The organism is Sphingomonas sp. S1-29 (genome assembly GCF_026167545.1).
Taxonomy (GTDB): Bacteria; Pseudomonadota; Alphaproteobacteria; order Sphingomonadales; family Sphingomonadaceae; genus Sphingomonas.
Genome location: NZ_CP110678.1, coordinates 1,718,933 through 1,743,828 on the forward strand (window position 1 = coordinate 1,718,933; position 24,896 = coordinate 1,743,828).

The window sequence follows — 24,896 nt, forward strand, 5'->3', positions numbered from 1 at the left end:
GGGCGATACGGTCGCGGTCGGGCCGCACCGATAGGCGAGGCCCCCATGTTCTACACGTCCGAAGGGGAACAGATGCTCGAAACCTCAGCGCTCGCGATCGCCTTGGCGCTCGCAAGCAGCGGCCCCGCGACCACCGCCCCGGCGCGCCCCGTTGCCGACCTCCCCCAGGGCCCCTGCGACCTGTACAATGCCGCGGGCACGCCGTGCGTCTCGGCGCACAGCACCACGCGCGTGCTGCTGTCGCGCTACGCCGGCCCGCTCTATCAGATCATGCGACGGTCGGACGACACGCTGCTCGACATCGGCGTGTTGCCCGATGGCTATGCCGATGCCGCCGCGCAGGACCGGTTCTGCGCCGGCACCTTGTGCGTGATCACCAAGCTCTACGACCAGTCGGGCAAGGGCAACGACCTGTACCAGGCGCCGCCCGGGCCGAAATATCCGGGGCCCGCCAAGGGTGCTTTCAACGCGCTGCCGATCGCCGACATGGCACCGATCGCCATCGGCGGCGGCCGCAAGGCGTATGGCGTCTACGTCATGCCGGGCATGGGCTTTCGCAACAACAATGCGCGCGACCTGCCGATCGACGACGAGGCCGCGGGAATCCACGTCGTGGTGGCGGGCGACCATTACAGCAACGGCTGCTGCTTCAACTATGGCAACGCATCGACCAACGGGCTCGCGGTCGGCACCGGCACGATGGAGAGCGTCTATTTCGGCACCTCGAGCGGCTGGGGCAGCGGATCGGGCAAGGGCCCCTGGATCATGTCCGACATGGAGGCGGGGCTGTTCTCGGGCTATGACGCCGGCGTCAACACCGCCAACCCGTCGATCGATTGGCGCTTCGTCACCGGGGTGTTCGGCGGCGGTGGACGCAACTTCTGGAAGCTGCGCGGCGGCGATGCCCAGAGCGGCGCGCTCAGCACCTTCTACGAAGGCGTCCGTCCGGGCTCGCGCGAGAACAACGCCTATTTCCCGATGCGCAAGAAGGGCGCGATCCAGATGGGAAATGGCGGCGACAACGGGAATGGCTCTGCGGGCACCTTCTATGAAGGCGTGATGACCGCGGGCCATCCGAGCGACGCGGTCACCGACGCAGTGCAGGCGAATGTCGTCGCCGCGCGCTACGATCTGCCCCGGCTCACCCAGACGCGGCTGACCAGCTTGCGCCCCGGCGTCGGTGCCACGCTCACCGCCACCTTCCGCAACACCGCGCCCGCGCCCGCCGCCGACGTCGCGCTGAGCGTCGCGCTGCCGAGCGGCTGGACCGCGACGCCGACGACCCCCGCCAGCTTCGCGCGCGTCGCCCCCGGCGCCAGCGTGCAAACCACCTTCGAAATAACCTCGCCCGCAGCGGCCAGCGCGGGCTTCCTCACCGCCAAGGCCGATTGGCGCGGCGCCGGCGGACGCCAGGCCGACACCAATCTGCAACGCGTGCGAAGCGCGCAGCCCGTCAAGCTGAACGAGGTGCGCTTCGCCACCGGCGGCAACGCGACCGACCAGTTCGTCGAGCTCTACAACGCGTCGGATCGCGCGGTCGACATCTCGAACTGGCAGCTCACCAACACGCGCACCTTCTTCGCCTCCGAACCGCTGGCGACCATCCCGGCGGGGACCAAACTGGCAGCGGGCAAGCATTATCTGCTGGGGCTGGCGCCTTCTGGCTTGGCGGTGCCAGCCGCGGCGGGCGCGCGGTCGATCAACGTGCGCAGCACCGAAGGCTTCGCGACCGGGCAGCAGATCGCGATCGCCGGCGAAACCCGCCGGATCGCCAGCGTCGGAACCGCAGCAACGGTGCCGACGACGATCTTCATCCCGGTATCGACCGGCCCCTGGCTTACCGTTCCCGCCGGCTCGACCACCCTGCCCGTCGCCGATGCGACCGGATTCGCGGTGGGCGACAAGATGAGCATCGACGCCGGCGGCAATCCCGAGGTCGTCACGGTCACCCGCGTCGGCACCGCCGCGACGCAGACGACGCTGGCGGTCGCTGTCAAGCAGGGCGCGACCACGCTCAAGCTAGCCGACGTATCGAACCTCTCGGTCGGCGACACGCTGTCGCTCAGCACCGGCCAGCGGCTCGAATGGGTCAAGGTCGCAGCGATCGGGTCGCCCGGTGCCGACGGAACCGGGGTGACGCTCACCGCGCCGCTCAAGTTCGACAATATGGAGGGCGTCGATGTCGCCGGCCCAGGGACCGGGATCAGCTTCTCCCCGGCGACGCGGCATCCGCACAAGAGCGGCGATGCGGTGCAGGCGCTGGGCAGCGGGATCGCGCTCGATCGCCCGCTCGGTCGGGCGCACCCGCGCGGCGCTCCTGTCGCCAACCCGCAGGTCCAGACCGCGGGCTATCGCGGTCCGGCGCCGCAGCAATGGTTCGGCGGCGACCTCTCGATCCGCGGCGGCGCGATCAGCCTGACCGATCCGAGCGGCAAGATTCTGGTCGATGCGATCGTCTATGGATCGCAGCAGAGCAATTCTAGCGCGAGCGGCGCGGTCACGATGCCCGAAATCGCGACGCTCGAGGGCGACCAGCACCAAGGCGGCTGCATCGCGGTCATCCCCGGCGCGGGATCGGGCCCGAGCGCGCCGGCCACCGCGCTCGCCGCGTCGGCCCCCGGCGCGCCCGATCGCAGCGTCGGCCGCTTCCCCGACGGCGCCGACACCGACAGCCTGTGCAACGACTTCGTCGTGCAACCCGCGACGACCGCGCCGCAGGGCGCGGCGTCGGGGGCCAAAGCGATCGGCGTCGCCAGCGTTGCCGGGTTCGTGCCCGGCCAGGCCATCACGATCGGAGCCGAAGGCACGCAGGAAGCCGGCATCATCGCCAATGTCGGCACCTCGGGCGCGACCGTCGTGCGCACCGCGGTCGAACAGGGCGGCACGGCGATCGACATCGCCGACGGCGCCGGGTTCGGCGCGGGACAGGCGATCACGCTCAGCCAGGGTGCCGATGCCGAGGAGGCGGTGGTGAAGGCGCGGCAGAATGGCCGCGACGGCAGCCGCATCACCCTCACCGCCCCGCTCGCGCGCGCCTATGCCGTTGGCACCAAGGTGTCGGGCAGCGGCATCACCTTGCGCACCCCGCTGCAGCGCGCGCACGCTGCCGGCGCCGCGGTGCGCGCCGAGCTTCCCACGCCCGGTACGGCAAACGCCTACACGCGCGCGGGGCCGGTGACGGCTCGACGGTAAAGCGAAGCTGCCTTTGCATGCTCGCGGGGGGCAGTCGCACGGCAATAGCGCAAACCGGCTGGCTCAACCGGGTCGCTCCTCCTCTCCCTTGTCAGGGAGGGGAGGCGCCGCCTCGAAGCACGCGAGCTCGACGCAGGCACCGGCGCTAGCCGAACCGCCGCCCCGAGTCGCTCGCGCGGCTAACCGCAGCGATGCCCACTTCACCGGACCTTAAGCTTTGGGGGGCTATCTGGTGGATCGAACGTACGAAGCTTACCATCCGCTGTTGGGACTTCGAAGTGCAGTATCTTCCCAACCGAAAGGCATCTCAAGATGTCCCGGCCGAGTCCGACGAGGCGCTGTCCGATCGTCACCGTGAAGCGCTTGCCGCCGCGTTGACCCCGCTTGCCGAACAGATCGCCCACGCCGATTTGAAGGCGGTGCTGAGCCGGGCCCGCGTCGGCATCCTGCACCGCGATCTCGATCGGCGCGTATTGATCGTGAACGAAGCCTATTGCAAATTGGTCGGGCGTTCGGCGCAGCAGCTCGACGGGTTGGAATTCGCGGCGTTCACCCATCCCGACGACGTCGCGCGATCCAGCCGGATATTCGCCGAGAATTTCGAGCGGGTAACGCCGTTCGAAATCGAAAAACGCTATATCCGGCCCGATGGGACCGCGATTTGGTGCAGCGTCCACGTCTCGTTCGTGGCCGATGCCGCGGGCAAGCCGCAATCGACCATCGTGGTCGCGTCGGACATCACCGCACGCCGCAACGCCGAGGAAGAGCTGCGCGAGAACGAGGAGCATTACCGGCATACCGTCGAGCTGAACCCGCAGATCAGCTGGACCGCCGGCGCCGACGGCGCGGTGCTCGACGTCAGTTCGCGCTGGCACAGGATTACCGGCATCGCGAAAACCGATGCGATGGGCGAAAGCTGGATCGCGGCGCTCCACCCCGACGACGTTCCCCGGACGCGAACGCAATGGGCAGCTTCGGTGGCCAATGCACGGCCGCTCGACATCGAATATCGCCTGCGAACGAGCAGCGGCGCCTATCGTTGGTTTCGCGGACGCGCTGCGGCGCGGGTCGACGCCGCGGGCGCGGTAGTGAAATGGTATGGCACGCTCGAGGACGTGCACGACCGCCGGCTGGCGCAGGACGAACTGCGCCACAGCGAAGAACGCTTCAGGTTGGCGGCGCAGGCGGCGAACCTGGGCATTTGGGATCATGACGTAGCCTCGGGCCGCCGCGAATGGTCGAGCGAGTTCAAGGCGATGCTTGGCTTGCCCCCCGAGACCGAACCCAGCGTCGCCGCCGCGATGACGCTGGTGGTGCCGGAAGATCGCCATCTGCTCGACGCGCTGGTCGATGCTGCGTGGGCAGGCGACAACGACGCGCGTTCCGAAATCATCGTTCGCGTGCGGCGTGCCGATGACAACGCGATGCGATGGATGCGCACGGCAGGCTGGCGAATGCAGACGGCATCGGGTCAGCTCGCCCGTATCGTGGTGACGATCCGCGACGTTACCGACGAACGCACTGCCGAAGACCGCATTCGCTGGGCCGCCAACCACGACGCACTGACCGGCATTGCAAACCGTTTCCGCTTCACCGAACGGCTGGAGCAAGCGATCGCGCGGTCGAAGCCGGGACGGGAGGTGGCGCTGGTGCTGCTCGACATCGACCGTTTGAAGGAAATCAACGACACGATCGGGCACGACGCCGGCGACGCGCTGCTCCGCGCGTTCGCCGCGCGGCTCGACGCAGCGTTTGGCAGCGGGACCGTCGTCGGCCGCCTGGGGGGCGACGAGTTCGCGGCGCTCTTGACGGGGGTTCCCCAATCCGACCTGACCGGCTTGATCGAGGCGGCGCTCGAAGCGCTTCGGCACCCCATCGAATATGACGGGCATGCCTGGGATATCCATGCGACCGCGGGGGTCTCGGTCTATCCCAGGGACGGCGCCTGCGCCGATGAACTGCTCAAATCGGCCGATATCGCGCTGTATGTCGGCAAGAGTAACCGGCGCGGCGAGGTTTCGGTGTTCGAACCCGCGATGCGGGCGGGAATCCAGCGCCGCACCTCGATGCTCCACGTCGCGCGGATGGTCGTCAAGGAAGCGCGCGCGGTGCCCTTTTACCAGCCCAAGGTCGCGCTCGATACGCGGCGGATCACGGGGTTCGAGGCGTTGATGCGGTGGCATCACGATACCCTGGGCGTCCAGGGCCCCGACACGGTTTCCGCCGCCTTTGAAGACCTGCGGCTGGCCGCGGCGCTGAGCGACCGGATGATCGATCGGGTAGCGCATGATTTGCGCGGCTGGATCGATCGCGGGCTGTGCCCCGGGCACGTGGCGATCAACCTGGCGCCCGCAGAATTCCGCGACGATAAACTGGTCGATCGCGTGATCGGCCCGTTCAACCGGCTTGGCGTTCCGCTCGAATATGTCGAACTCGAGATTACCGAAACCGTCCTGCTGGGCCGCGATACCGACAAGGTCGCGATCACGCTCGCGGCGCTTCGCGACCGCGGGGTGAAGATCGCGCTCGATGATTTCGGAACGGGCTTCGCCTCGCTTTCGCATCTGAAACTGTTTCCGGTCGACGTGATCAAGATCGACAAGAGCTTCGTGGCCAATATGTGCCAGCAGCGCGACGACGCGGCGATCGTCGAAGCGGTCGTCGGCCTGGCGCATCGCCTGAAGAAGGAAGTGGTGGCCGAAGGCATCGAGCGCGAGAACGAGGCCAGCTATCTGTCCGAACTGGGATGCACCTACGGCCAGGGCTATCTGTTCGGGCGCGCGGTACCGGCGGCTGCGGTTCCCGCGTTGCTCGGCTGAAGCGCAAGGCTGGAGTCACCGATCGGCGAATCGTTCCTCGACACGCGCCGCGCGGACCAGCGCCGCGCTCGACAGCAGGATCGCCGATACCAGCACCGCGATCGACAAGATCCCGCCGCGCGTGACCTCCACTCCCGCCGCCATCTCGGCACCGCTCGGCATCGTCAGCGAAAATTCGGCGCGCTGATATGCAGGGGTCGCCACCAGCGCTCGATTCTTGTCCTTGGCCATGCCACAGCTCCTGCACCGGTTCCCGATCGCCTTGACAATCGCACGCCGGTGCCGCATGCGCTCGCATCAATCGGCGGCCGCTTCGATGCGCGCCGCCTTTCGCATTTTCGCCTTATGGCATCACGAAGACAAGGATTGGGCCATGGCCAAGCCGACTACCGTCAAGATCCGGCTGGTAAGCACCGCCGACACCGGCTTCTTCTATGTGACGAAGAAGAACCCGCGCAACCAGACCGAGAAGATGTCGTTCCGCAAGTACGACCCGGTGGTGCGCAAGCATGTCGAATTCAAGGAAGCCAAGATCAAGTGATCTGGGGCCCCTCTCCCGCCGCGCGGGGGAGGGATTTGGCGGTCACGCCAGCGCGCGTATCTCGTCCATGAATCGCATCACCGAGATCGGCTTCGAGACATAGGCGGTCGCTCCCGCCGCGCGAATCCGGTCTTCGTCGTCGCGTCCGGCATAGGCGGTCACCGCCATGATCGGGATCGCACGCAGCCGCGAATCGGCCTTCATCCGCTGGATCAGCTCATAGCCGGTGACGTGCGGCAGCTGGATGTCCATCACCACCAGGTCGGGCATCACTTCGCGCGCGCGCGCCACCGCCTCGCGCCCGTCGCGCACCGGTTCGGCGATATAGTCGTGCGCGCGCAGCAAATCGCAGAACAGCTTCAGGTTGAGCTCGTTGTCCTCGACAACCAGCACCTTCTTTGCCACGTCGACCGCCTGTTCCTGCATGACGTGAGCGCTAGCCGATGCCGATCCGCGAGACAAATCCCGACCGCGATTCGCACATGATCGCGCTGCAGGCGCTGGTATGGGCGCTGGGCGACCCCCGGCGCGCCGAGCGGCTGCTCGACACCACCGGGCTCAGCCCACAATCGCTGCGCGAAGGCGCGGGCGATCCCGCGGTGCTCGCCGCCGCGCTCGGCTTTCTCGAAGCCCATGAGCCCGATCTGATCGCGTGCGCCGAATCGCTCGGCGTCTCGCCCGCGCTGCTGGTGCAGGCACGCGAATCGCTGGAGAATCTATGAAGCCGTTGTTGATTTGCGATTGTGACGAGGTGCTGTTGCACATGGTGCGCCATTTCCGCACCTGGCTCGACGAGGCGCATGATATCGATTTCACGATCGCGCATGGCGATTTCTCGACCGCGATGACCCGGCGGAGCGACGGCAGCACCGTGGTGCGCGACGAGATGTGGGGGATGCTCGACGGCTTCTTCCCCGCCGAAATGGCGCGGCAGACCTTGGTGCCGCATGCCCGCGAGGCGCTGGCGGCGCTCGCCGAACAGGCCGATATCGTCATCCTCACGAATCTGAAGGATCACTGCCGCAGCCATCGAATCGACCAGCTGGCGGCGCACGGTATCGCGCACCGCGTCGATTGCAACCAGGGCGGCAAGGGCAACCCGGTCGCGGCGCTGGTCGCCGAGCACGGCCATCCGGTGACGGTGTTCGTCGACGATCTAGCGGTCCACCACGAATCGGTCGCGCGCCATGCCCCCGGCGTCCACCGGCTGCACATGATCTCCGAACCCGATCTTGCCACCGTCACGCCGGCCGCGGCGCACGCGCATGCGCGAATCGACGACTGGCGCGACGCGCGCGGCTGGATCGCCGAGCGTTTCGCTTCGGGCTTGCCCGCCGCCGCCTGACCCGGCACATCGGGGGGATGAGCGACACCATCGAAGCGAAGCTGGCCGATCTCGGCCTCACCCTCCCCACCCCCGCGGCGCCGGTCGCGACCTATGCGCCCGCGGTGATCGCGGGCAATTTGCTCCACATCTCGGGCCAGCTGCCGTTCGACGACGGCGCGCTGATGACCGGGCGCGTCGGCGAGGATCGCGACCTCGATTATGCCGCGCACGCCGCGCAGCGCTGCGCGCTGATGCTGATCGCGCAGATGAAGGCGGCGCTGGGCGACGATCTGTCGCGCGTCGTGCGGGTCGTGAAGCTCGGCGTATTCGTCAATTCGGCGGGCAGCTTCACCGATCAGGCCAAGGTCGCCAATGGCGCGTCCGAGCTGATGATCGCGGCATTCGGCGATGCCGGGCGGCATGCGCGCAGCGCGGTCGGGGTACCCGTGCTGCCGCTCGGTGCGGTGGTCGAGATCGACGCGATCGTCCAGATCGGCTGAACCCCGCGCTGTGGCTTCGCGGCCACAAAAACGGTCGTTTTGTGCAAGGCAGCAGAATAAAGTTGTGCGTTGCCGCTCGTTGCGGCAACGTTACTACGTTCGACTAGTATATCGCGCGCATGCCCCAGGGCATCGGCAGACGCGGGACCGTCGGGCAGCAGGAGAGAACCATCGCCTTCTATCCGAAAGGGACCCGATGCGTTTCTCTACTCTGGGGCTTTCAGCCCTGCTTCTGACGTGCGCCACCCCTGCATTTGCGCAGGAGGAAACCGCACCGCCCGAACCGGTCACCGTTTCGGGCAGCGTCACCCTCGCCTCCGACTATCGCTTCCGCGGCGTCTCGCAGTCCGACAAGGGCTTCGTGATCCAGGGCGGCGCGACCGTCGCGCATGAGAGCGGCGTCTATGGCGGCTTCTGGGGATCGAACCTCGCCGGCTGGGGCACCTTCGGCGGCCCCAACCTCGAGCTCGACCTGTTCGCCGGCTTCAAGACCCCGGTCGGCGGCGGCGGCACGCTCGATATCGGCGCGACGTGGTACATGTACCCCGATGGCGCCAACACCACCGACTTCATCGAACCCTATGTGAAGCTGTCGGGCACCGCCGGGCCGGTTTCGCTGACTGCGGGCGTCTTCTACGCGCCCTCGCAGGAGGCGCTGGGCCGCTGGTATTTCACCGGCGCCGATGCGGCCGCCGGGGTCTATAACGATCCGGGCGACAAGGAAGACAATCTCTACCTGTCGGGCGACGCGGTCGCAGCGATCCCCAACACCCCGATCAGCCTGCGCGGCCATATCGGCTATTCGGACGGCAATCCGGGGCTCGGCCCCAACGGCACCAGCGTCGCCCCAACCGGGCAATATTGGGATTACGCCGTCGGCGCCGACCTGACCTATAGCGGCCTCACCTTAGGGGTTACCTATGTCGGCACCGACATCAGCGATGCCGATGGCGCCTATCTGCTGCCCAACTTCTCGAAGGGCGGGTTCGACAGCATTGCCGACGGCACCGTCGTCTTCTCGCTGACCGCCGCGTTCTAAGTCGAACGAACGCCAGCCTTTTCGCCATTCCCGCGCGAGCGGGGATGGCGACCGGGGCCGCGACAAAGCCCACTCGACAAAGTCACGCGCTTGCGCTGTTCTCCCGGCATCCAACCGGAGCCCTCGCCGATTGCGCCTTCACACCCCCCTGCTCGCCCTGCTGCTCGCCACCACCGGACTCGGCCATGCCGCCCCGGGCCGACAGGCAAGTGCAGCCCTCCCCTTCACCTTTGAAGAACTGATGGTGCCGATGCGCGACGGCGCACGGTTGCAGACGGTGATCCTGCGCCCGACCGACAAGACCGGCCCGCTGCCGATCCTGTTCCAGCGCAGCCCCTATGGCGTCCCCGGCGGTGTTCCCGCGACGATCCCCGCCGATATGCGCTTCCTGGTCGACGACGGCTACATCCTGGTGTTCCAGAACATGCGCGGCCAGTTCAAATCCGATGGCGACTTCACCATGTCGATGGCGCTCGCACCCGCCGGCTCGGACGCGATCGACGAAGCGACCGACGGCTATGACAGCGTCGACTGGCTGGTGAAGAACGTGAAGGGCAACAACGGCAAGGTCGGCATGTGGGGCGTGTCTTACCCCGGTTATGCCGCCGCGGTCGCGCTCGCCAAGCCGCATCCCGCGCTCAAAGCCGTCAGCCCACAGGCGGCGTGGAACGACTGGTGGATCAACGACGATCTCCACCGCTATGGCGCGTTCCGCCTGTCCTACGCCACCGACTGGCTGTTCTCGCTGCAGAACAATGATCAAGGCCGCGATTTCGATTATGGCGGCAAGGGCGTGGTCGACACCTATGCCTGGTTCCTCAAGCTTGGCCCGGTCGAGAATCTCGATACGCAATATTTCAAGGGCAGCGTGCCTATGCTGCGTTCGATCATCGACCGGCCGAATTATGATTCGTTCTGGAAGGCCAATCGCTGGACCGATCGGCTGGGCAAGACGACGGTGCCGACGCTGCATGTCGCGGGATTCTGGGACCAGGAAGATCCGCTGGGCACCTGGAAAATCTACGAACGGATGGAGGCTGCCGACCCCGACGGCCTGAACATGATCGTCGCGGGTCCGTGGGCGCATGGCAGTTGGCGCGGGCCGGGCAGCGATGTCGGCTATATCAAGTTCGGCACCGAGAGCGGCACTGCGTTCCGCCGCGACATCGAAGCGCCGTTCTTCGCGCACTGGCTGCACGGCAAGGGCCCCAAACCCGCGTTCGAAGCGCGGATGTTCCAGAGCGGCTCCTGGGCGTGGAAGGACTATCCGCAATGGCCGCCGCGCGCCGCCGCCGCGACGAACCTGTATCTGCGCGCCGACGGCAGCCTGTCGTTCACCGCGCCGGCGGCGGGCGAGGGCTGCCGCGACTATCTGTCGGACCCCGCCAATCCGGTGCCGTTTCGCGAGCGCCCGATCTCCCGCACCTATCCCTCCCAGGAATGGCGCTGGTGGGAAGCTGCCGACCAGCGCTTCGTCGATGGCCGTCCCGATGTGTTGACCTATACCAGCGCCCCGCTCGAGGCTGATCTGACCGTCACCGGCGCGGTCGCGGCGCGGCTGATGGCATCGACCAGCGGCACCGACAGCGACATGGTGGTCAAGCTGATCGACGTGCTGCCCGACGATTACGAACCCGCCCCCGGCCGCGCGCTGGGCGATTATCCCAAGACGCTCAACGGCTATCAGTTCCCGATCGCGATGGAGGTCCGCCGCGGCCGCTGGCTCGAAAGCTACGAGACCGCCAAGCCGCTGGTGCCCAACAAGGTGGTGGCGTGGGACGTGCCGATGAAGGACCACGACCATGTCTTCAAGGCGGGGCACCGGATCATCGTGCAGGTCCAGTCGAGCTGGTTCCCGATGATCGACCGCAACCCGCAGAAGTTCGTGCCCAATATCTACAAGGCAAAGGCGGAGGATTTCGTGAAGGCGACTCAGCGGGTTTGTGCGGGATCGTACGTGGCGTTGCCGGTGATGCGCTGAGCCGAGGGTTGGTGGGACGGGGCATAAGCAGCCCGTGCGTGTCCGCCCCCTCCACCAGCTTCGCTGGTCCCCCTCCCCCTTGCGGGGGAGGATGAGGTCAGTCTCGGGACACACTGCAATCCTCCCCCGCCAGGGGGAGGTGCCGCGCAGCGGCGGAGGGGGCGGATACGCACGGGCGGTTGTAAGTAACCCACCCCCTTACGGTCGGAGCACTTCTACCGCTTCAACCGATACCCGGTCTTGAACATCCACCCCACCAGCGCGGCGCACCCCAGCAGGAACGCAAACGTCACCCCCAGGCTCAACCACACGCTGACATCGCCCTGGCCGAAAAAGCTCCAGCGAAACCCGCTAACCAGATACACCACCGGGTTGAACAGACTCACCGTCCGCCAAGGCTCGGGCAGCATGTCGATCGAATAAAAGGCACCGCCGAGGAAGGTCAGCGGGGTGATCAGCAACGCGGGGACCAGCGACAATTGCTCGAACCCCTTGGCCCAGATGCCGATGATGAAGCCGAACAGGCTGAAGGTCACCGAGGTCAGGATCAGGAAGGCGACCATCATCGCCGGATGTTCGATGCGAAGGTCGACGAAGAAGGTCGAGGTCGCCAGGATGATCAGCCCGATCAGCATCGACTTGCTCGCCGCCGCGCCGACATAGCCAAGCAGCAATTCGAAGGTCGAAACCGGCGCCGACAGCAATTCATAGATCGTGCCGGTGAATTTCGGGAAATAAATGCCGAACGACGCATTCGACAGGCTCTGCGTCAGCAACGTCAGCATGATCAGCCCGGGGACGATGAAGCTGCCATAGCCCACGCCGTCGATCGCCTCCATACGGCTGCCGATCGCGCCGCCGAAGACGATGAAATACAGCGCAGTCGTGATCACCGGGGTGACGATCGACTGCCAGAAGGTGCGCCCGAAGCGCGCCATTTCGAAGCGATAGATCGCCGCGACGCCGTGGAGGTTCATGCGTAACATCCGTTCGTTTCGAGCATCGTCGAGAAACCTTGTTCGGCGCGCGCGGCAGTTTCTCGACTGCGCTCGAAACGAACGGTGGGGAGAGCGCGTCTGTTCATGCCGCGCGCTCCTCGACCAGATCGACGAAGATATCCTCGAGGCTCGACTTCGACGTGTCGAGATCCTTGAACGCCACCCCCATGTCGGCGAGGCGGCGCAGCAGCGAGGGGATGCCCGTCCGCTCGGCCTGGGCATCAAAGACATAGCGCAATTTATGCCCCTCATCGATCAGCGCCAGATCCCATTCGGCAAGCTCGCTCGGCACCGCGACCATCGGCTCGACCAGCGCGATCTCCATCTGGCGCTTGCCCAGCTTCTTCATCAGATCGGCCTTGCGCTCGACCAGCAGCAATTCGCCCTTGTTGATGACGCCCACCCGGTCGGCCATTTCCTCGGCCTCCTCGATATAATGTGTCGTCAGGATGATCGTCACGCCGCGCTCGCGCAGCCGGTGGACCAGCCGCCACATGTCGCGGCGAAGCGACACGTCGACCCCCGCGGTGGGCTCGTCGAGGAACAGGATGTCGGGTTCGTGGCTCAGCGCCTTGGCGATCAGCACGCGGCGCTTCATGCCGCCCGACAATTCGAGCAGCTTGGCATCGCGCTTGTCCCAAAGCGACAGGTCGCGCAGCACTTGTTCGAGATACGCATCGTTGCGCTTCTTGCCGAACAGCCCGCGACTGAAGCGGACGGTGGCGATTACGCTTTCGAACGCGTCGGTCGACAATTCCTGCGGCACCAGCCCGATGACCGATCGCGCATAGCGATACTCGGCCTGCGCATCGCGCCCCGCGACGGTGATCGTGCCGGTCGTCGGGGTGACGATCCCGCAGACGATCGAGATCAACGTCGTCTTGCCCGCGCCATTGGGGCCGAGCAGCGCGAAAATCTCGCCCTTCGCGATATCGAGATCGACCGATTTGAGCGCCTGGTGGCCCGAGGCATAGGTCTTGCTGACGCCGCGAATGGCGAGGATCGGTTCGGTCTGCATGGGCCCCCGCGGTCGGTTCGTGTGCGCGTTAGCTAGGGCGCGCGGGCGGCAAGGACAAGTTCCCAAACCATCACCCCGGGCTTGCTCCGGCGCAGGCATCGCCGCCGGGGCCGGCAGCCAACCAGCCCCTAATTCGCCGCGCGCGCCGCAGTCACCGCCGCCTGCATCTGTTCGAGCGGGATCGCGCCCGCCAGCACGCGGTTGCCGATCACCCAGGCGGGGGTGCCGGTCATGCCCAATTGCCCGGCCATCGACAGGTTCTTTGACAATTCGTCGGTCGCCGCCTTCGATCGCGCAAAGGCCTGCCCCGCCGCGCGGTTCAGCCCCGCGCGGGCGATCGCGGCGTCGATCGATTGCGGGGTCAGGCGGCCCGCCGCGAACAGCGCGTCGTGATAGGCGGCGAACTTGCCCTGCCGGGCGGCGGCCAGGCTCCATTCGGCGGCGGTGCGGCTTTCGGCGCTCAGGATCGGCAGCTCGCGGAACACCACGCGTACCTTGGGGTCGGCGGCGATCAGCCGGTCGAGCGTGGGCAGGCTGGCGCGGCAATAGCCGCAGGCATAGTCCATATAGGCGACGACGGTGACGTCGGGGGTCTTGGCCCCCTTCCACGCGCTGCCGAACGGGGTGACGATGCCAGCGCGGTTGGCCTGCACCACCTTCCCGGTTTCGCGGTCGCGCAGCCGCTCCATCGCCTGCGGAATGATCTCGGGGTTGGCCAGGATATAGTCGCGCACCGTCGCCTCGACCCCCGCGCGATCGGCGCCGCCGGCCGCGGGGCGGACCGAGGCATAGACCGCCGCCCCCACCAGCCCGGCGAACAGGAAGGCGATCGCCAGCAGGATGGGGCTTCGCAACAAACGTTCGATCATCGGCGGCGGCCCTTCTGGTCCTTCACCGCGAATTCGGCGGTCATCTGGATATCCTGTGCGCGGATATAGTCGGGGGTACCCGGCGGCAACCCCGCCATCGCCGCGCGCGCGCTCACCAAGGCGCGCATCGGTTCGTTCGACAGGCTGGCCTGTTCGGCGGCGGCGAGCGCGGCGCGCGCGCCGTCGCCCTTGCGCTCGTACACCACCCCCAGTTGATACCAGGCGAACGGGTTGCGATCGTCGCGCGCTACCGCCAGCCGCAGGATTTTTTCGGCCTCGGGCAGATGCTGGGGGTCCTCGGTCGCGATCAGCGCGTGGCCGAAGGTAGTGGCGATCAGCGGCTGGAAGCGCGTCTTGGTCGTCGCCTCGCGCAGCGGCGCCAGCGCTTCGACGGGCTTGCCCGATTCGAGCAGGATCTGCCCCTGCAGCTCGAGGAAATAGGGATCGTGCGGCGCGTATTGCACCAGCGCCGCCGCCTCGGCCGCCGCCTTCGCCGGATAGCCGGTGCGGTGGAAGGCATAAGCGCGCGCATAATGCGCGGGGATCGAATTGTCGGTCGCGGGATAGCTGCGCAAGGTCGCCGGCGCATCGTTGACATAGCCGCGAAGCTTGGCCTGGACGCGTTTGAAGCGTGCTTGCATGTCGGCGTCGACCGGCGCGTTGAACGCCGGCGCCACCGACAAGTCGCCGGTCAGATTGGCGATCCGCTCGCCCGACAGCGGATGGGTGCGCTGATAGCCGTTATTCTGCGGGATCGCGAGGCGGAATTCCTGGTTCTGCAGCTTCTTGAAGAAGTCGAGCATCCCGCGCCCGCTGACCTTGGCGGTGTTGAGATAGCGCACCCCCGCGGCATCGGCCGCCGATTCCTGGCCGCGCGAAAAGGCCAGGAAGCTGCCCATCGCCGCCTGCTGCCCCGCCGCGAGGATTCCCGCCCCCGCCTCGCCCGCGCCCACCGCGATCGCGGCGACGCCCAGCACCAGGCTGAGGATCGTCATCCCCATCGCCTCTTTCATCATCTGGCCCTGCAGCGGCACATGGCCGCCGGTGACATGGCCAAGCTCGTGCGCGATCACGCCCTGGACTTCGTTGGCGCTGTCGGCAGCGTTGATCAGCCCCGAATGGATGTACACCGCCTGCCCGCCGGCGACGAAGGCGTTGATCGAGCCATCGTTGATCAGCACCATCCGCACGTTGCGCGGATTGAGGTCGGCGGCCTCGATCATCGGCCGCGCCATGTCGTTGAGCAACGCCTCGGTCTCGGCATCGCGGAGGATCGATTGCGCGGCAGCGGGCTGGGCTGCCAGCAGCGTGACGAGCGCGATTACGGGGAACAAGCGCTTCATCGCTTACATATCGGCGGTTTCGGCGCGCGGATCAACGCCCGTGCGCGAAACAAGGGGCCGTGCGTCGCGAGACGCACGGCCCCCGGGTCAAGCGTCAGGCCCCGAAGGTGCGCTGCCACCAGCCGCGGCGAGGTGACCCGTCGCCGCCTTCTTCACCCTCGGTGCCGTCGCGATCGCTCGCGTCGGACGACGCGCTGCCATCGACCGCGTCGGCCGAAGCCGCGCGCTCGGTCGCCACCGGCGCAGCGTCCTGCACTACCGACCCGGTATCGGCCTCGATCGCAGCGGGTGCGTCCTCGGCTACCTTCTTGCGGCGCGTGCGCTTGGGCTTTTCGGCTACGGGCTCGGCTTCGGCCGGCACCGGTACCGCCTCGACCGCACCCTCGTCGGCCTTCTTGCGCCGGGTACGCCGCGGCTTGGGCGCGGGTTCTTCGGCAACCGCCTCGATCACCGGTGCTTCGACCGGCGCTGGCTCCTCCGTCACCTCGGCTTCGACCGGCGCGGCGAGCGCGCTCGGCTTGCGACGACGCGTGCGCCGCGGCTTGGGTGCCGCTTCGGCCTCGGGCAGATCGGCGTCGGGCTCGACCACCGGCATCGCGAACGGGGCTGCGTCGCCCGCCTCGATCACCAGCGGCTCGTCTTCGGCCTCAGCCGCCTGCTCGCCCGCTGCGGTCTCGCCCGAGTCGCGACGACCGCCGCGACGGCCACGCCGCCGCCGCTTGCCGCGACGCTCGCCGCCGTCTTCGCGCTCGGCCTGCGGCGTTTCGCCACCCGCCGGACCATAGACCGCGCGATCCTCGTCGAGATCGTCCTCGGCATTAACCTCGATCGATTCACCAGCGACGCCATCCGCCTCGCCTGCGTCGGCTTCGCCATCGGCACCGGCCTCACCCTCGACGCCATTCTGGTCGTCGCGCGCACGACCACGACGGCCGCGCCGGCGACGACGGCGGCGGCGTGCGCCATCCCCCTCGCCTTCAGCCTCGGCCTCGCCTTCGGCCGCCTTGCGTTCGCGCGGGCGACGTGGCTCGACGACCTCGGCCTCGACCTCCTCCTCGATCTCTTCTTCTTCCTCGAAGATTTCGAGATCGTCCTCGGGCTCCTCGACCACCGGATCGAAACGCGGGGCATAGGCCGGCGGCGGGCCACCCGCCTCGACCGTCATGCGCGCACCCTCGATCTCGCCGTCCGACGTCACCTCGACGGTCACGCCATAGCGTTCCTCGATCTCGGCGATGTCGCCGCGCTTCTTGTTGAGCACGTAAAAGGCAGCTTCCTGGCTCGCGCGCAGCAGCAACTGGCTGCCACGGCCGCGTGCCGCTTCGTCCTCGATCATCCGCAGCGCCGAAAGGCCAGCCGACGACGCGGTGCGTACCAAGCCGGTGCCCTCGCAATGCGGACATTGGCGGGTCGATGCCTCAAGCACCCCGGTACGCAGCCGCTGGCGGCTCATTTCCATCAGCCCGAACGAACTGATCCGACCGACCTGGATCCGCGCGCGATCGTTCTTGAGCGCCTCCTTCATCGCCTTTTCGACCTTCCGGACATTCGATCCGTGATCCATGTCGATGAAGTCGATGACGACCAGGCCTGCCATGTCGCGCAGCCGCAGCTGGCGCGCGATTTCGGCGGCTGCTTCCAAATTGGTCGCGGTCGCGGTCTGCTCGATATTATGCTCGCGCGTCGAGCGACCGGAGTTGATGTCGATCGACACCAATGCCTCGGTCGGGTTGATGACCAGATAGCCGCCCGATTTGAGCTGCACCACCGGATGGTACATCGCCGCGAGCTGGTCCTCGACCTGGTGACGCTGGAACAACGGCACCGCGTCCGAATAATGCTGCACCCGCCGCGCATGCGACGGCATCAGCAGCTTCATGAACTCCTTGGCCTGGCGATAGCCCTCCGGCCCTTCGACGATCACCTCGTCGATGTCCTTGTTATAGATGTCGCGGATCGCGCGCTTCATCAGGTCGCTGTCGCCATAGACGAGTGCGGGTGCCGACGACTTCAGCGTCTCCTCGCGAATCCCGTCCCACAGCCGCGCGAGATAATCGAAGTCGCGCTTGATCTCGACCTTGGTGCGCTGCAATCCGGCGGTGCGGACGATGCAGCCCATCGTCGGCGGCAATTGCAGATCGGCCATGATCGACTTCAGCCGCTTGCGATCGCCAGCATTGCTGATCTTGCGGCTGATCCCGCCGCCATGCGCGGTGTTGGGCATCAGCACGCAATAGCGCCCGGCGAGCGACAAATAGCTGGTGAGCGCCGCGCCCTTGTTGCCGCGCTCTTCCTTCACGACCTGCACCAGCAGCACCTGACGGCGGCGGATGACGTCCTGGATCTTGTAGCGGCGACGCAGGTTCAGCCGGCGCTGGCGCAATGCCTCGACCGCGGGATCCTCGCTCGCGCCCTTCTTGCGGCGGCGCGGCTGGCCTTCGCCATCGCCGCTCGACGCTTCGCTGTCCTCGTCGTCGTGATGATCGTCGTCGTCGTCGTCCGAACGACCCTCGACCATCTCGAGATCGCCATGATCGTCGTCGTGGTCGCCGTCATCATCGTCGTCGTCATCGTCGCGCAGCGCTGCCTCTTCGGCGGCATGCTCGGCCTCTTCGCGCAGCAGCGCGTCGCGGTCCTCCTTGGGGATCTGATAATAATCGGGATGGATTTCGCTGAACGCCAGGAATCCGTGGCGGTTGCCGCCATAGTCGACGAACGCCGCCTGCAGCGACGGTTCGACGCGGGTTACCTTGGCGAGATAGATATTGCCCTTGAGCTGCTTGCGCTCGGCACTCTCGAAATCAAATTCCTCGATCCGGTTTCCCTTGACGACGGCAACCCGGGTCTCTTCCCGGTGGCGTGCGTCGATCAGCATACGCGTGGTCATTGATGTGTCTCCGCGCGCGCCGCGCGGGCCTGGCGGCCGGCAGTGGCGCGCGTTCGTGAAGGGCGGCTGCCGGGTCGATCCCTGGCCTGGCCGCGCGGTTTGGATGAAGTGCCTCTGCTGCGCAGGCACGGTCGGGCGCATGGCCCGACTGCTTCGCTCCGGTCACGCACCCGCCGCTCGTCGCGGCGAGGGGATGCGTCGGATGCGAAAATTGCCTCATTTGCAGCGTCAACCTGGATATGCCGCGTCCCCGGAAACGCCGGGGACGGGCAAGGATACCGTATGGAACGATCACGACCGTGAAACATCCTTGCGGTTGTTACATGGCGTAGCATTGCATCGCGCGCGCATCAACTGGCAGCCGGTTGCCGGGCGGCGGCAGGATTTTGCCTAATTTCGGGATAACCACATCGCTTCACCGTGCCGCAAAGCGCGACCCGCTATCGCAAGACGAAAGAGTTTTGGGACGCATCGAATGAAGGTTTTGGGCTGGACCGCTGCGTATCGGGGGCGGCATAGCTACCGGGTGTCGCTTTTCGTCGCCCTTTTAGCGTGCTGGCTCGGTGGCATGCCCGCCTGGGCCGGCGACGTCCGCGATATCGAAGTGAGGCGCGATCGGATCGTGATCACCTTCGACGGCGCGGTCGCGAACGCATCGACCTTCGTGCTCGACACCCCGCGGCGCATCGCGCTCGACCTGGCGGATACGCGGGCCGGCGCGCCTGCTACGCCAAACGGGCCGGTGTCGGCGGTCCGCCAGGGCCGGCTCGGCGACGACGGCGCGCGGATTGTCTTCGACCTTACCCGCCCGGCGATCGTCACCGAAGGCCGCTTCGACGATAGCGGCCGCAAGCTCACCCTCGAACTCACCACCGTCTCCGACGACCGCTTCGCACGCGAAGCAGTCGCCGGGCGAAAGAATTTCGGCTTTTCGCGCCGCCCCGAGCGGCCCGACGTCCACAAGGTATCGATGCGCGTCCCCGCCGCGCGCAAGGCCCCGCCGCTGCCGCGCGTCTATGGCGACGACGACAGCCGCCCGCTGGTGGTGATCGACGCCGGGCATGGCGGCCACGACCCCGGCGCGCTTTCGCCCGAAACCGGGCTTCGCGAGAAGGACCTGACGCTCAAGACCGCGCTGGCGATCAAGGACCGCCTGCTCGAATCGGGTCGCGTCCGCGTCGCATTGACGCGCGAGAGCGACAAATTCCTGATCCTGCAGGAACGCTATGGCATCGCCCGCCGGCTGGGCGCGCATCTGTTCATCTCGGTCCATTGCGACAGTGCGGGCAACCCGCTGGCGACCGGCGCCACCGCCTACACCCTGTCCGAAGTCGCATCGGACAAGGAAGCCGCGCGATTGGCGGCGCGCGAGAACCGCGCCGATATCCTCGCCGGAATCGACCTTGGCGACACCAGCGGCGACATCTCGTCGCTGCTGATCGACCTGGCGCAGCGCGAAACGATGAACCGCTCGGCCAATTTCGCGCGACTGCTCGGGCGCGAGGCGCAGCCGCTGATCCCGGTGAAGCCCGTCTTCCACCGGATGGCGTCGCTGATGGTGCTCAAGGCGCCCGACATGCCGTCGGTGCTGTTCGAGACCGGCTATCTCTCGAACAAGGGCGATGCCGACTTCATCAATTCGCGCGAGGGCCGCGAAAAGATCGCTGAAAGCGTGAAGCGCGCGACCGAAATCTTCTTCGCGCGGCGGATGGCCGCACGTTGACCCGGGGCGGGCACGCCCGGGCAGCAAGCACGACGGGCCAGCCACCACCCCCATTTCCATCCCCTGGCGCTTCGTCTAAACCGCGCCGACCATGGCGGAACCCACCGATACCAGCTTGACCCAGCAGCCTGCGCCGCACGGCCGCTGGACCGCGTTCCGCGAAGGACTGTCGCGCACCCGCCGCCGCTGGTGGTTTCGCGTGCTCGCGGTGCTGGCGCTGCTCGCCGGCCTGGGGGTCGTCGGCTTCTGGGCATTGTTCGCGCGCGACCTGCCCTCGGTCGATGCGCTGCGCGCTTATGAGCCCGATCTGCCGAGCAACGTGCGCGGCATCGATGGCACGCCGATCCACACCTATGAGCGCGAACGCCGCGTCGAGCTCGACTTCGCCGAATATCCGCCGATGCTGGTCCGCGCCTTCCTGGCGGCCGAGGATCGCACCTTCTTCGAGCATTCGGGGATCGACATTCCGGGCTTTGCCGGCGCGATCGTCGATTATGTGTCGAAGATGGGCACCGGCGAGCGCGCGCGCGGCGGATCGACCATCACCCAGCAGGTCGCCAAGAACCTGCTGATCGGCAACGAATATTCGCCGACGCGCAAGGTCCGCGAGGCGATCCTGGCCTATCGCATCGAACAGGCGCTCTCGAAGGCCGAGATTCTCGAACTCTATTTGAACGGTATCCCGATGGGCCGCCGCAGCTTCGGCGTGCAAGCCGCGGCGCGCGCCTATTTCGACAAGGACGTCGTCGACCTCCAGCTGCACGAGATGGCGTTCCTGGCGACCTTGCCAAAGGCACCCGAATCCTATGGGCGCGCGGCCAATGCCGATCGCGCGATGGAACGGCGCGGCTATGTGCTCGGCGAGATGCTGCGCAATCGCTTCATTACCGAGCAGCTCTATCGCGAAGCGATGGCGCAGCCGCTGGGACTGGTGCGCCAGCGCAACTCGGTGCTGCGCTCGGAGGCGGGCTATTTCATCGAGGAAGTCCGGCGGCAATTGGCCGACAAATTCGGCGATAATGCCGAGGCGGGCCCGTATAGCGTCTATGCCGGCGGGCTGTGGGTGCGAACCTCACTCGACAATCGGCTGCAAGGCTTCACCGCCGATGCGCTGCGGCAGGGGCTGATCCGCTTCGAACGCGGCCGCGGCTGGTCGGGGCCGATCGCCACGCTCGAGATCGACGGCGACAATTGGCAGCAGGTGTTCCTGGGCAGCAATGTCGGGCTGAACTACGAAAACTGGCGCGCCGCGGTGGTGGTGTCGAGGGATAGCGACGCCGCGCAGATCGGCTTTGCCGACGGCGAAACCGCGCGGCTTTCGCGCGGCGCCGCGCAGATGCCGGTGCGATCGAAGGGCGGCACCGCCTTCGCCGCGCTGAAATCGGGCGATGTGATCGCGGTCGCGCCCGAGGGCTCGGGCTATGCGCTGCGCACCGTGCCCAAGGTATCGGGCGGCATGGTCGTCGAAGATCCGCGCACCGGTCGAATCCTGGCGATGCAGGGCGGCTTCGACAGCAGCATCCAGTCGTTCAACCGCGCGACGCAGGCGATGCGCCAGCCGGGTTCGACGATCAAGCCGATCGTCTATGCCGCCGCGCTCGAAAACGGGATGACGCCCGCCTCGATCATCGTCGATGGCCCCTTCTGCGTCTATCAGGGGGCGCGGCTGGGCAACAAATGCTTCCGCAATTTCGGCAATGCGCGCGGCGCCGGGCCCAAGACGATGCGCTGGGGCCTCGAACAGTCGCGCAACCTGATGACGGTGCAGGCGGCGAACCGCACCGGCATGGACAAGGTCGTTTCGCTGATGCAGCGGATCGGCGTCAGCGACACCAAATACCCGCCGTATCTTTCGTTCGCGCTGGGCGCTGGCGAAACCACGGTGGTCAAGATGGTCAACGCCTATTCGATCCTGGCGAACAACGGCCGCGCGCTGACCCCGAGCGTCATCGATTTCGTCCAGAACCGCCGCGGCGAGGTGATCTGGCCCGAGAATTGGCGCGCCTGCGAACGCTGCAACGCCCCCGATTGGGACGGCAAGCCGATGCCGCGGCCGGTGGTGCGCGCACGCCAGGTGGTCGAGCCGATGAGCGCGTACCAGATGACGCACGTCATGGAGGGGGTGATCGAACGCGGCACCGCGACGACGCTGCGCGATCTCGGGCGGCCGATCATGGGCAAGACCGGCACCTCCTCGGGCCCGACCGACGTGTGGTTCGTCGGCGGCACCCCGCAGATGATCGCCGGGCTGTATCTGGGCTATGACCAGCCCGCGAACCTGGGCGGCTATGCGCAGGGCGGAACGATCGCCGCGCCGATCTACAAGGCGTTCGCGACCAAGGCGTATGAGGGGATGGAAGTCCTTCCCTTCCGCGCGCCCGCCGGCATCCGCATGGTCCGCATCGATCGCGCCAGCGGCCGCCCGGTCTATGGCGCTTGGCCGACATCGGATCCCAAGGCGTCGGTGATCTGGGAAGCCTTCAAGCCCGAGAGCGAACCGCGCCGCCGCAGCCGCCGCGGTGGCGAGGCCGATCCCGCCAAGGCCGAGGTGAAGAAGAAGGCCACCACCAAGGCAAATCGTCCCAGCGACAGCGATTTCTTGCAAAGAGAGGGCGGAATCTATTAGCGCAAGCCCGAGCACCTATCGTCATCCCGGCGAAAACTGGGATCTCCTCGTTGCAACGCCTCGCCTTTGCCGCACGAGATTCCGGCTTTCGCTGGAATGACGTCCTACTCACTGGAGCAATACCATGCGCGCCGAAGCGCAGGCTTACGCCGACAAGATCAACGCCGCACTCGAACTGCTGCGCCGCTTTCTCGACTGGGACCGCGCGCTGCGCCGGCTCGACGAGCTGAACGCGCGCGTCGAGGACCAGAGCCTGTGGGATAACCCCCGCGCGGCGCAGGAAGTGATGCGCGAGCGCCAGCGGCTCGACAGCGCGATCGGCGCGACGCGCGCGATCGAAAGCGAGCTCGCCGACACCGCCGAGTTGATCGACATGGCCGACGCCGAGGGCGACGAAGAGATGGCGAACGAAGGCACGCTCGCGCTGAAAGCGCTGATGGAGCGCGCCGAGGTCGACAAGGTCAAGGCGCTGCTGGCGGGCGAAGCCGATGGCAACGACGCCTATCTCGAGGTCCATGCCGGCGCCGGCGGCACCGAGAGCCAGGACTGGGCCGAGATGCTCCAGCGCATGTATATGCGCTGGGCCGAACGAAAGGGCATGAAGGTCGAACTAGTCGACTATCATGGCGGCGACCAGGCGGGCATCAAGTCGGCGACGTTGCTGCTCAAGGGCGAGAACGCCTATGGCTATGCCAAGACCGAAAGCGGCGTCCATCGGCTGGTGCGGATCAGCCCCTATGACAGCGCCGCGCGGCGGCACACCAGCTTCAGTTCGGTATGGGTGTATCCGGTCATCGACGATTCGATCGACATCGAGATCAACGAGGGCGACCTCAAGATCGACACCTATCGCGCATCGGGCGCGGGCGGGCAGCACGTCAACACCACCGATTCGGCGGTGCGGATCACCCACATCCCGTCGGGGATCATCGTCGCCAGCCAGAATGACCGCTCGCAGCACAAGAACCGCGCGACCGCGATGGGGATGCTCAAGGCGCGGATGTACGAGGCCGAGCTGCAGAAGCGCGAGGCCGCCGCGATGGGCGAATACAACGCCAAGACCGAAATCGGCTGGGGCCACCAGATCCGTTCCTACGTTCTGCAACCCTATCAGCTGGTCAAGGATTTGCGTACCGGTGTGACGTCGACCGCGCCTTCGGACGTGCTCGACGGCGCGCTCGATCCGTTCATGGCGGCGGCATTGTCGCAGCGCGTGACCGGAGAGACGGTCGAGGTGGAGGACGTCGATTGAGAAGGGATGGTGCCGCCATGCTGACGATCGTTCTGGCGGCGCTGTGCCTGTCGGGTTGCGAGGCGCAAGTACGCCCGCCGCAGCCCGAAAAGGTCGAGAAAGTAGGCGAATTCCCCCCCGCCGATCGTCCTGTCGCCACCATCGTGTCGAGCCGCTGGTCGACCGAGGAAGCGCGCGACCGGGTGAACGAGGCCGAGAAGGTGATGGACCGCGCCGGCATCAAGGCGGGGATGACGGTCGCGGATATCGGCGCGGGCGAGGGCTATTATACCGTCCGGCTGGCCGAGCGCGTTGGCGAGAATGGCCGGGTATTGGCGCAAGACATCGTTCCCGAGGTCCGCGACGCGCTGGCCGAGCGGGTGGCGCGCGACGGGCTCGACAATGTCAGCGTCCGGCTGGGGCTGCCGGCGGACCCGAAATTGCCCGAGAACAGCTTCGATCGCGTGCTGCTGGTGCATATGTATCACGAGATCGCCGAGCCCTATGAGTTCCTCTGGCGGCTCCACCCCTCGCTCCGCGGCAAGGGCGAGGTGATCGTCGTCGACGCCGATCGCCAGACGCAGAACCACGGCACCCCGCCCGCTTTGCTCAAATGCGAGTTCGAAGCGGTCGGCTATCGCCAGGTGCGCGCCGAGGAAACCGAATCGGCGGGCGGCTATATGGCGGTGTTCCGCGCCGATCGGCCGCGCCCCGCCCCCGACGCGATTCGCGGCTGCCGGATCGACCGCGACCCGGCGCTCCCCGCCCCGACCGCCACCGACGACATGCCGTCGTGACCGCG

Annotated in this window: 19 protein-coding genes; 12 read left to right on the plus strand and 7 right to left on the minus strand. The window is 66.9% G+C overall.

From position 1 onward, the window contains the following. The first annotated feature begins 72 nt into the window (after nt 1–72). Both OKW76_RS08125 and OKW76_RS08130 read left to right on the plus strand, forming a co-directional pair. A complete protein-coding gene (locus OKW76_RS08125) occupies nt 73–3,192 on the plus strand; it encodes an arabinofuranosidase catalytic domain-containing protein (RefSeq protein WP_265548430.1) in 3,120 nt (1,039 codons plus the stop codon). 374 nt (nt 3,193–3,566) lie between these two features. After that, nucleotides 3,567–6,011, plus strand: a complete 2,445-nt coding sequence (locus tag OKW76_RS08130; protein ID WP_265548431.1) for an EAL and GGDEF domain-containing protein — start codon at nt 3,567–3,569, stop codon at nt 6,009–6,011. A 15-nt stretch (nt 6,012–6,026) separates the two neighbouring features. Here OKW76_RS08130 and OKW76_RS08135 read toward each other — a convergent pair whose 3' ends face one another. Beyond that, nucleotides 6,027–6,242 carry a hypothetical protein gene (locus tag OKW76_RS08135; protein ID WP_265548432.1) on the minus strand — a complete coding sequence of 72 codons (216 nt, stop codon included), beginning with the start codon at nt 6,240–6,242 and terminating at the stop codon, nt 6,027–6,029. Nucleotides 6,243–6,384: 142 nt separating this feature from the next. On the opposite strand from OKW76_RS08135, the gene rpmG reads away from it, so the two are divergent. Next, on the plus strand, nt 6,385–6,552 hold the full coding sequence (rpmG, locus tag OKW76_RS08140; RefSeq protein ID WP_033922433.1) for a 50S ribosomal protein L33: 168 nt from the start codon (nt 6,385–6,387) through the stop codon (nt 6,550–6,552). Between the two features lie 42 nt (nt 6,553–6,594). Here the strand turns inward: rpmG and OKW76_RS08145 are convergent, their stop codons facing one another. Beyond that, complete coding sequence (locus tag OKW76_RS08145; RefSeq protein WP_265552844.1) at nt 6,595–6,957, minus strand: response regulator; 363 nt, start codon at nt 6,955–6,957, stop codon at nt 6,595–6,597. Nucleotides 6,958–6,995: 38 nt separating this feature from the next. Here OKW76_RS08145 and OKW76_RS08150 point away from each other — a divergent pair, with 38 nt between their 5' ends. The 5 genes from OKW76_RS08150 (at nt 6,996) to OKW76_RS08170 (ending at nt 11,399) form a co-directional block, all read left to right on the plus strand. Continuing rightward, on the plus strand, nt 6,996–7,274 hold the full coding sequence (locus OKW76_RS08150; RefSeq protein ID WP_265548433.1) for a DUF3572 domain-containing protein: 279 nt from the start codon (nt 6,996–6,998) through the stop codon (nt 7,272–7,274). Beyond that, nucleotides 7,271–7,897 carry an HAD family hydrolase gene (locus OKW76_RS08155; protein WP_265548434.1) on the plus strand — a complete coding sequence of 209 codons (627 nt, stop codon included), beginning with the start codon at nt 7,271–7,273 and terminating at the stop codon, nt 7,895–7,897. Before OKW76_RS08150 ends, OKW76_RS08155 begins: the two co-directional genes overlap by 4 nt. 17 nt (nt 7,898–7,914) lie before the next feature. Then, a complete protein-coding gene (locus OKW76_RS08160) occupies nt 7,915–8,379 on the plus strand; it encodes a RidA family protein (protein WP_265548435.1) in 465 nt (154 codons plus the stop codon). Between the two features lie 196 nt (nt 8,380–8,575). Beyond that, nucleotides 8,576–9,418 carry a TorF family putative porin gene (locus OKW76_RS08165; RefSeq protein WP_265548436.1) on the plus strand — a complete coding sequence of 281 codons (843 nt, stop codon included), beginning with the start codon at nt 8,576–8,578 and terminating at the stop codon, nt 9,416–9,418. Nucleotides 9,419–9,548: 130 nt separating this feature from the next. Continuing rightward, complete coding sequence (locus OKW76_RS08170) at nt 9,549–11,399, plus strand: CocE/NonD family hydrolase (RefSeq protein WP_265548437.1); 1,851 nt, start codon at nt 9,549–9,551, stop codon at nt 11,397–11,399. A gap of 215 nt (nt 11,400–11,614) precedes the next feature. On the opposite strand, the gene OKW76_RS08175 is transcribed toward OKW76_RS08170, so the two are convergent. From OKW76_RS08175 to OKW76_RS08195, 5 genes are all read right to left on the minus strand, one after another. Then, on the minus strand, nt 11,615–12,376 hold the full coding sequence (locus tag OKW76_RS08175; RefSeq protein ID WP_265548438.1) for an ABC transporter permease: 762 nt from the start codon (nt 12,374–12,376) through the stop codon (nt 11,615–11,617). A gap of 103 nt (nt 12,377–12,479) precedes the next feature. After that, nucleotides 12,480–13,415, minus strand: a complete 936-nt coding sequence (locus OKW76_RS08180) for an ABC transporter ATP-binding protein (RefSeq protein ID WP_265548439.1) — start codon at nt 13,413–13,415, stop codon at nt 12,480–12,482. Between the two features lie 128 nt (nt 13,416–13,543). Beyond that, nucleotides 13,544–14,284: a DsbA family protein gene (locus OKW76_RS08185; protein ID WP_265548440.1), complete on the minus strand. Its 741-nt coding sequence runs from the start codon at nt 14,282–14,284 to the stop codon at nt 13,544–13,546. Continuing rightward, the gene (locus OKW76_RS08190; RefSeq protein ID WP_265548441.1) at nt 14,281–15,627 is read right to left on the minus strand and encodes a M48 family metalloprotease; all 1,347 of its coding nucleotides are present in this window, start codon (nt 15,625–15,627) and stop codon (nt 14,281–14,283) included. Before OKW76_RS08190 ends, OKW76_RS08185 begins: the two co-directional genes overlap by 4 nt. Nucleotides 15,628–15,721: 94 nt before the next feature. Continuing rightward, on the minus strand, nt 15,722–18,514 hold the full coding sequence (locus OKW76_RS08195) for an Rne/Rng family ribonuclease (RefSeq protein ID WP_416221794.1): 2,793 nt from the start codon (nt 18,512–18,514) through the stop codon (nt 15,722–15,724). 475 nt (nt 18,515–18,989) lie between these two features. Here OKW76_RS08195 and OKW76_RS08200 point away from each other — a divergent pair, with 475 nt between their 5' ends. The 4 genes from OKW76_RS08200 to OKW76_RS08215 all read left to right on the plus strand — a co-directional run bounded on the left by OKW76_RS08200 (nt 18,990) and on the right by OKW76_RS08215 (nt 24,891). Then, nucleotides 18,990–20,237: an N-acetylmuramoyl-L-alanine amidase gene (locus tag OKW76_RS08200; protein WP_265548442.1), complete on the plus strand. Its 1,248-nt coding sequence runs from the start codon at nt 18,990–18,992 to the stop codon at nt 20,235–20,237. A gap of 91 nt (nt 20,238–20,328) precedes the next feature. Then, complete coding sequence (locus OKW76_RS08205; RefSeq protein ID WP_265548443.1) at nt 20,329–22,863, plus strand: penicillin-binding protein 1A; 2,535 nt, start codon at nt 20,329–20,331, stop codon at nt 22,861–22,863. Nucleotides 22,864–22,987: 124 nt separating this feature from the next. Then, nucleotides 22,988–24,115 carry a peptide chain release factor 2 gene (prfB, locus tag OKW76_RS08210; protein WP_265548444.1) on the plus strand — a complete coding sequence of 376 codons (1,128 nt, stop codon included), beginning with the start codon at nt 22,988–22,990 and terminating at the stop codon, nt 24,113–24,115. A gap of 17 nt (nt 24,116–24,132) precedes the next feature. Continuing rightward, on the plus strand, nt 24,133–24,891 hold the full coding sequence (locus tag OKW76_RS08215; protein ID WP_265548445.1) for a class I SAM-dependent methyltransferase: 759 nt from the start codon (nt 24,133–24,135) through the stop codon (nt 24,889–24,891). The last annotated feature ends 5 nt before the right edge of the window (nt 24,892–24,896 follow it).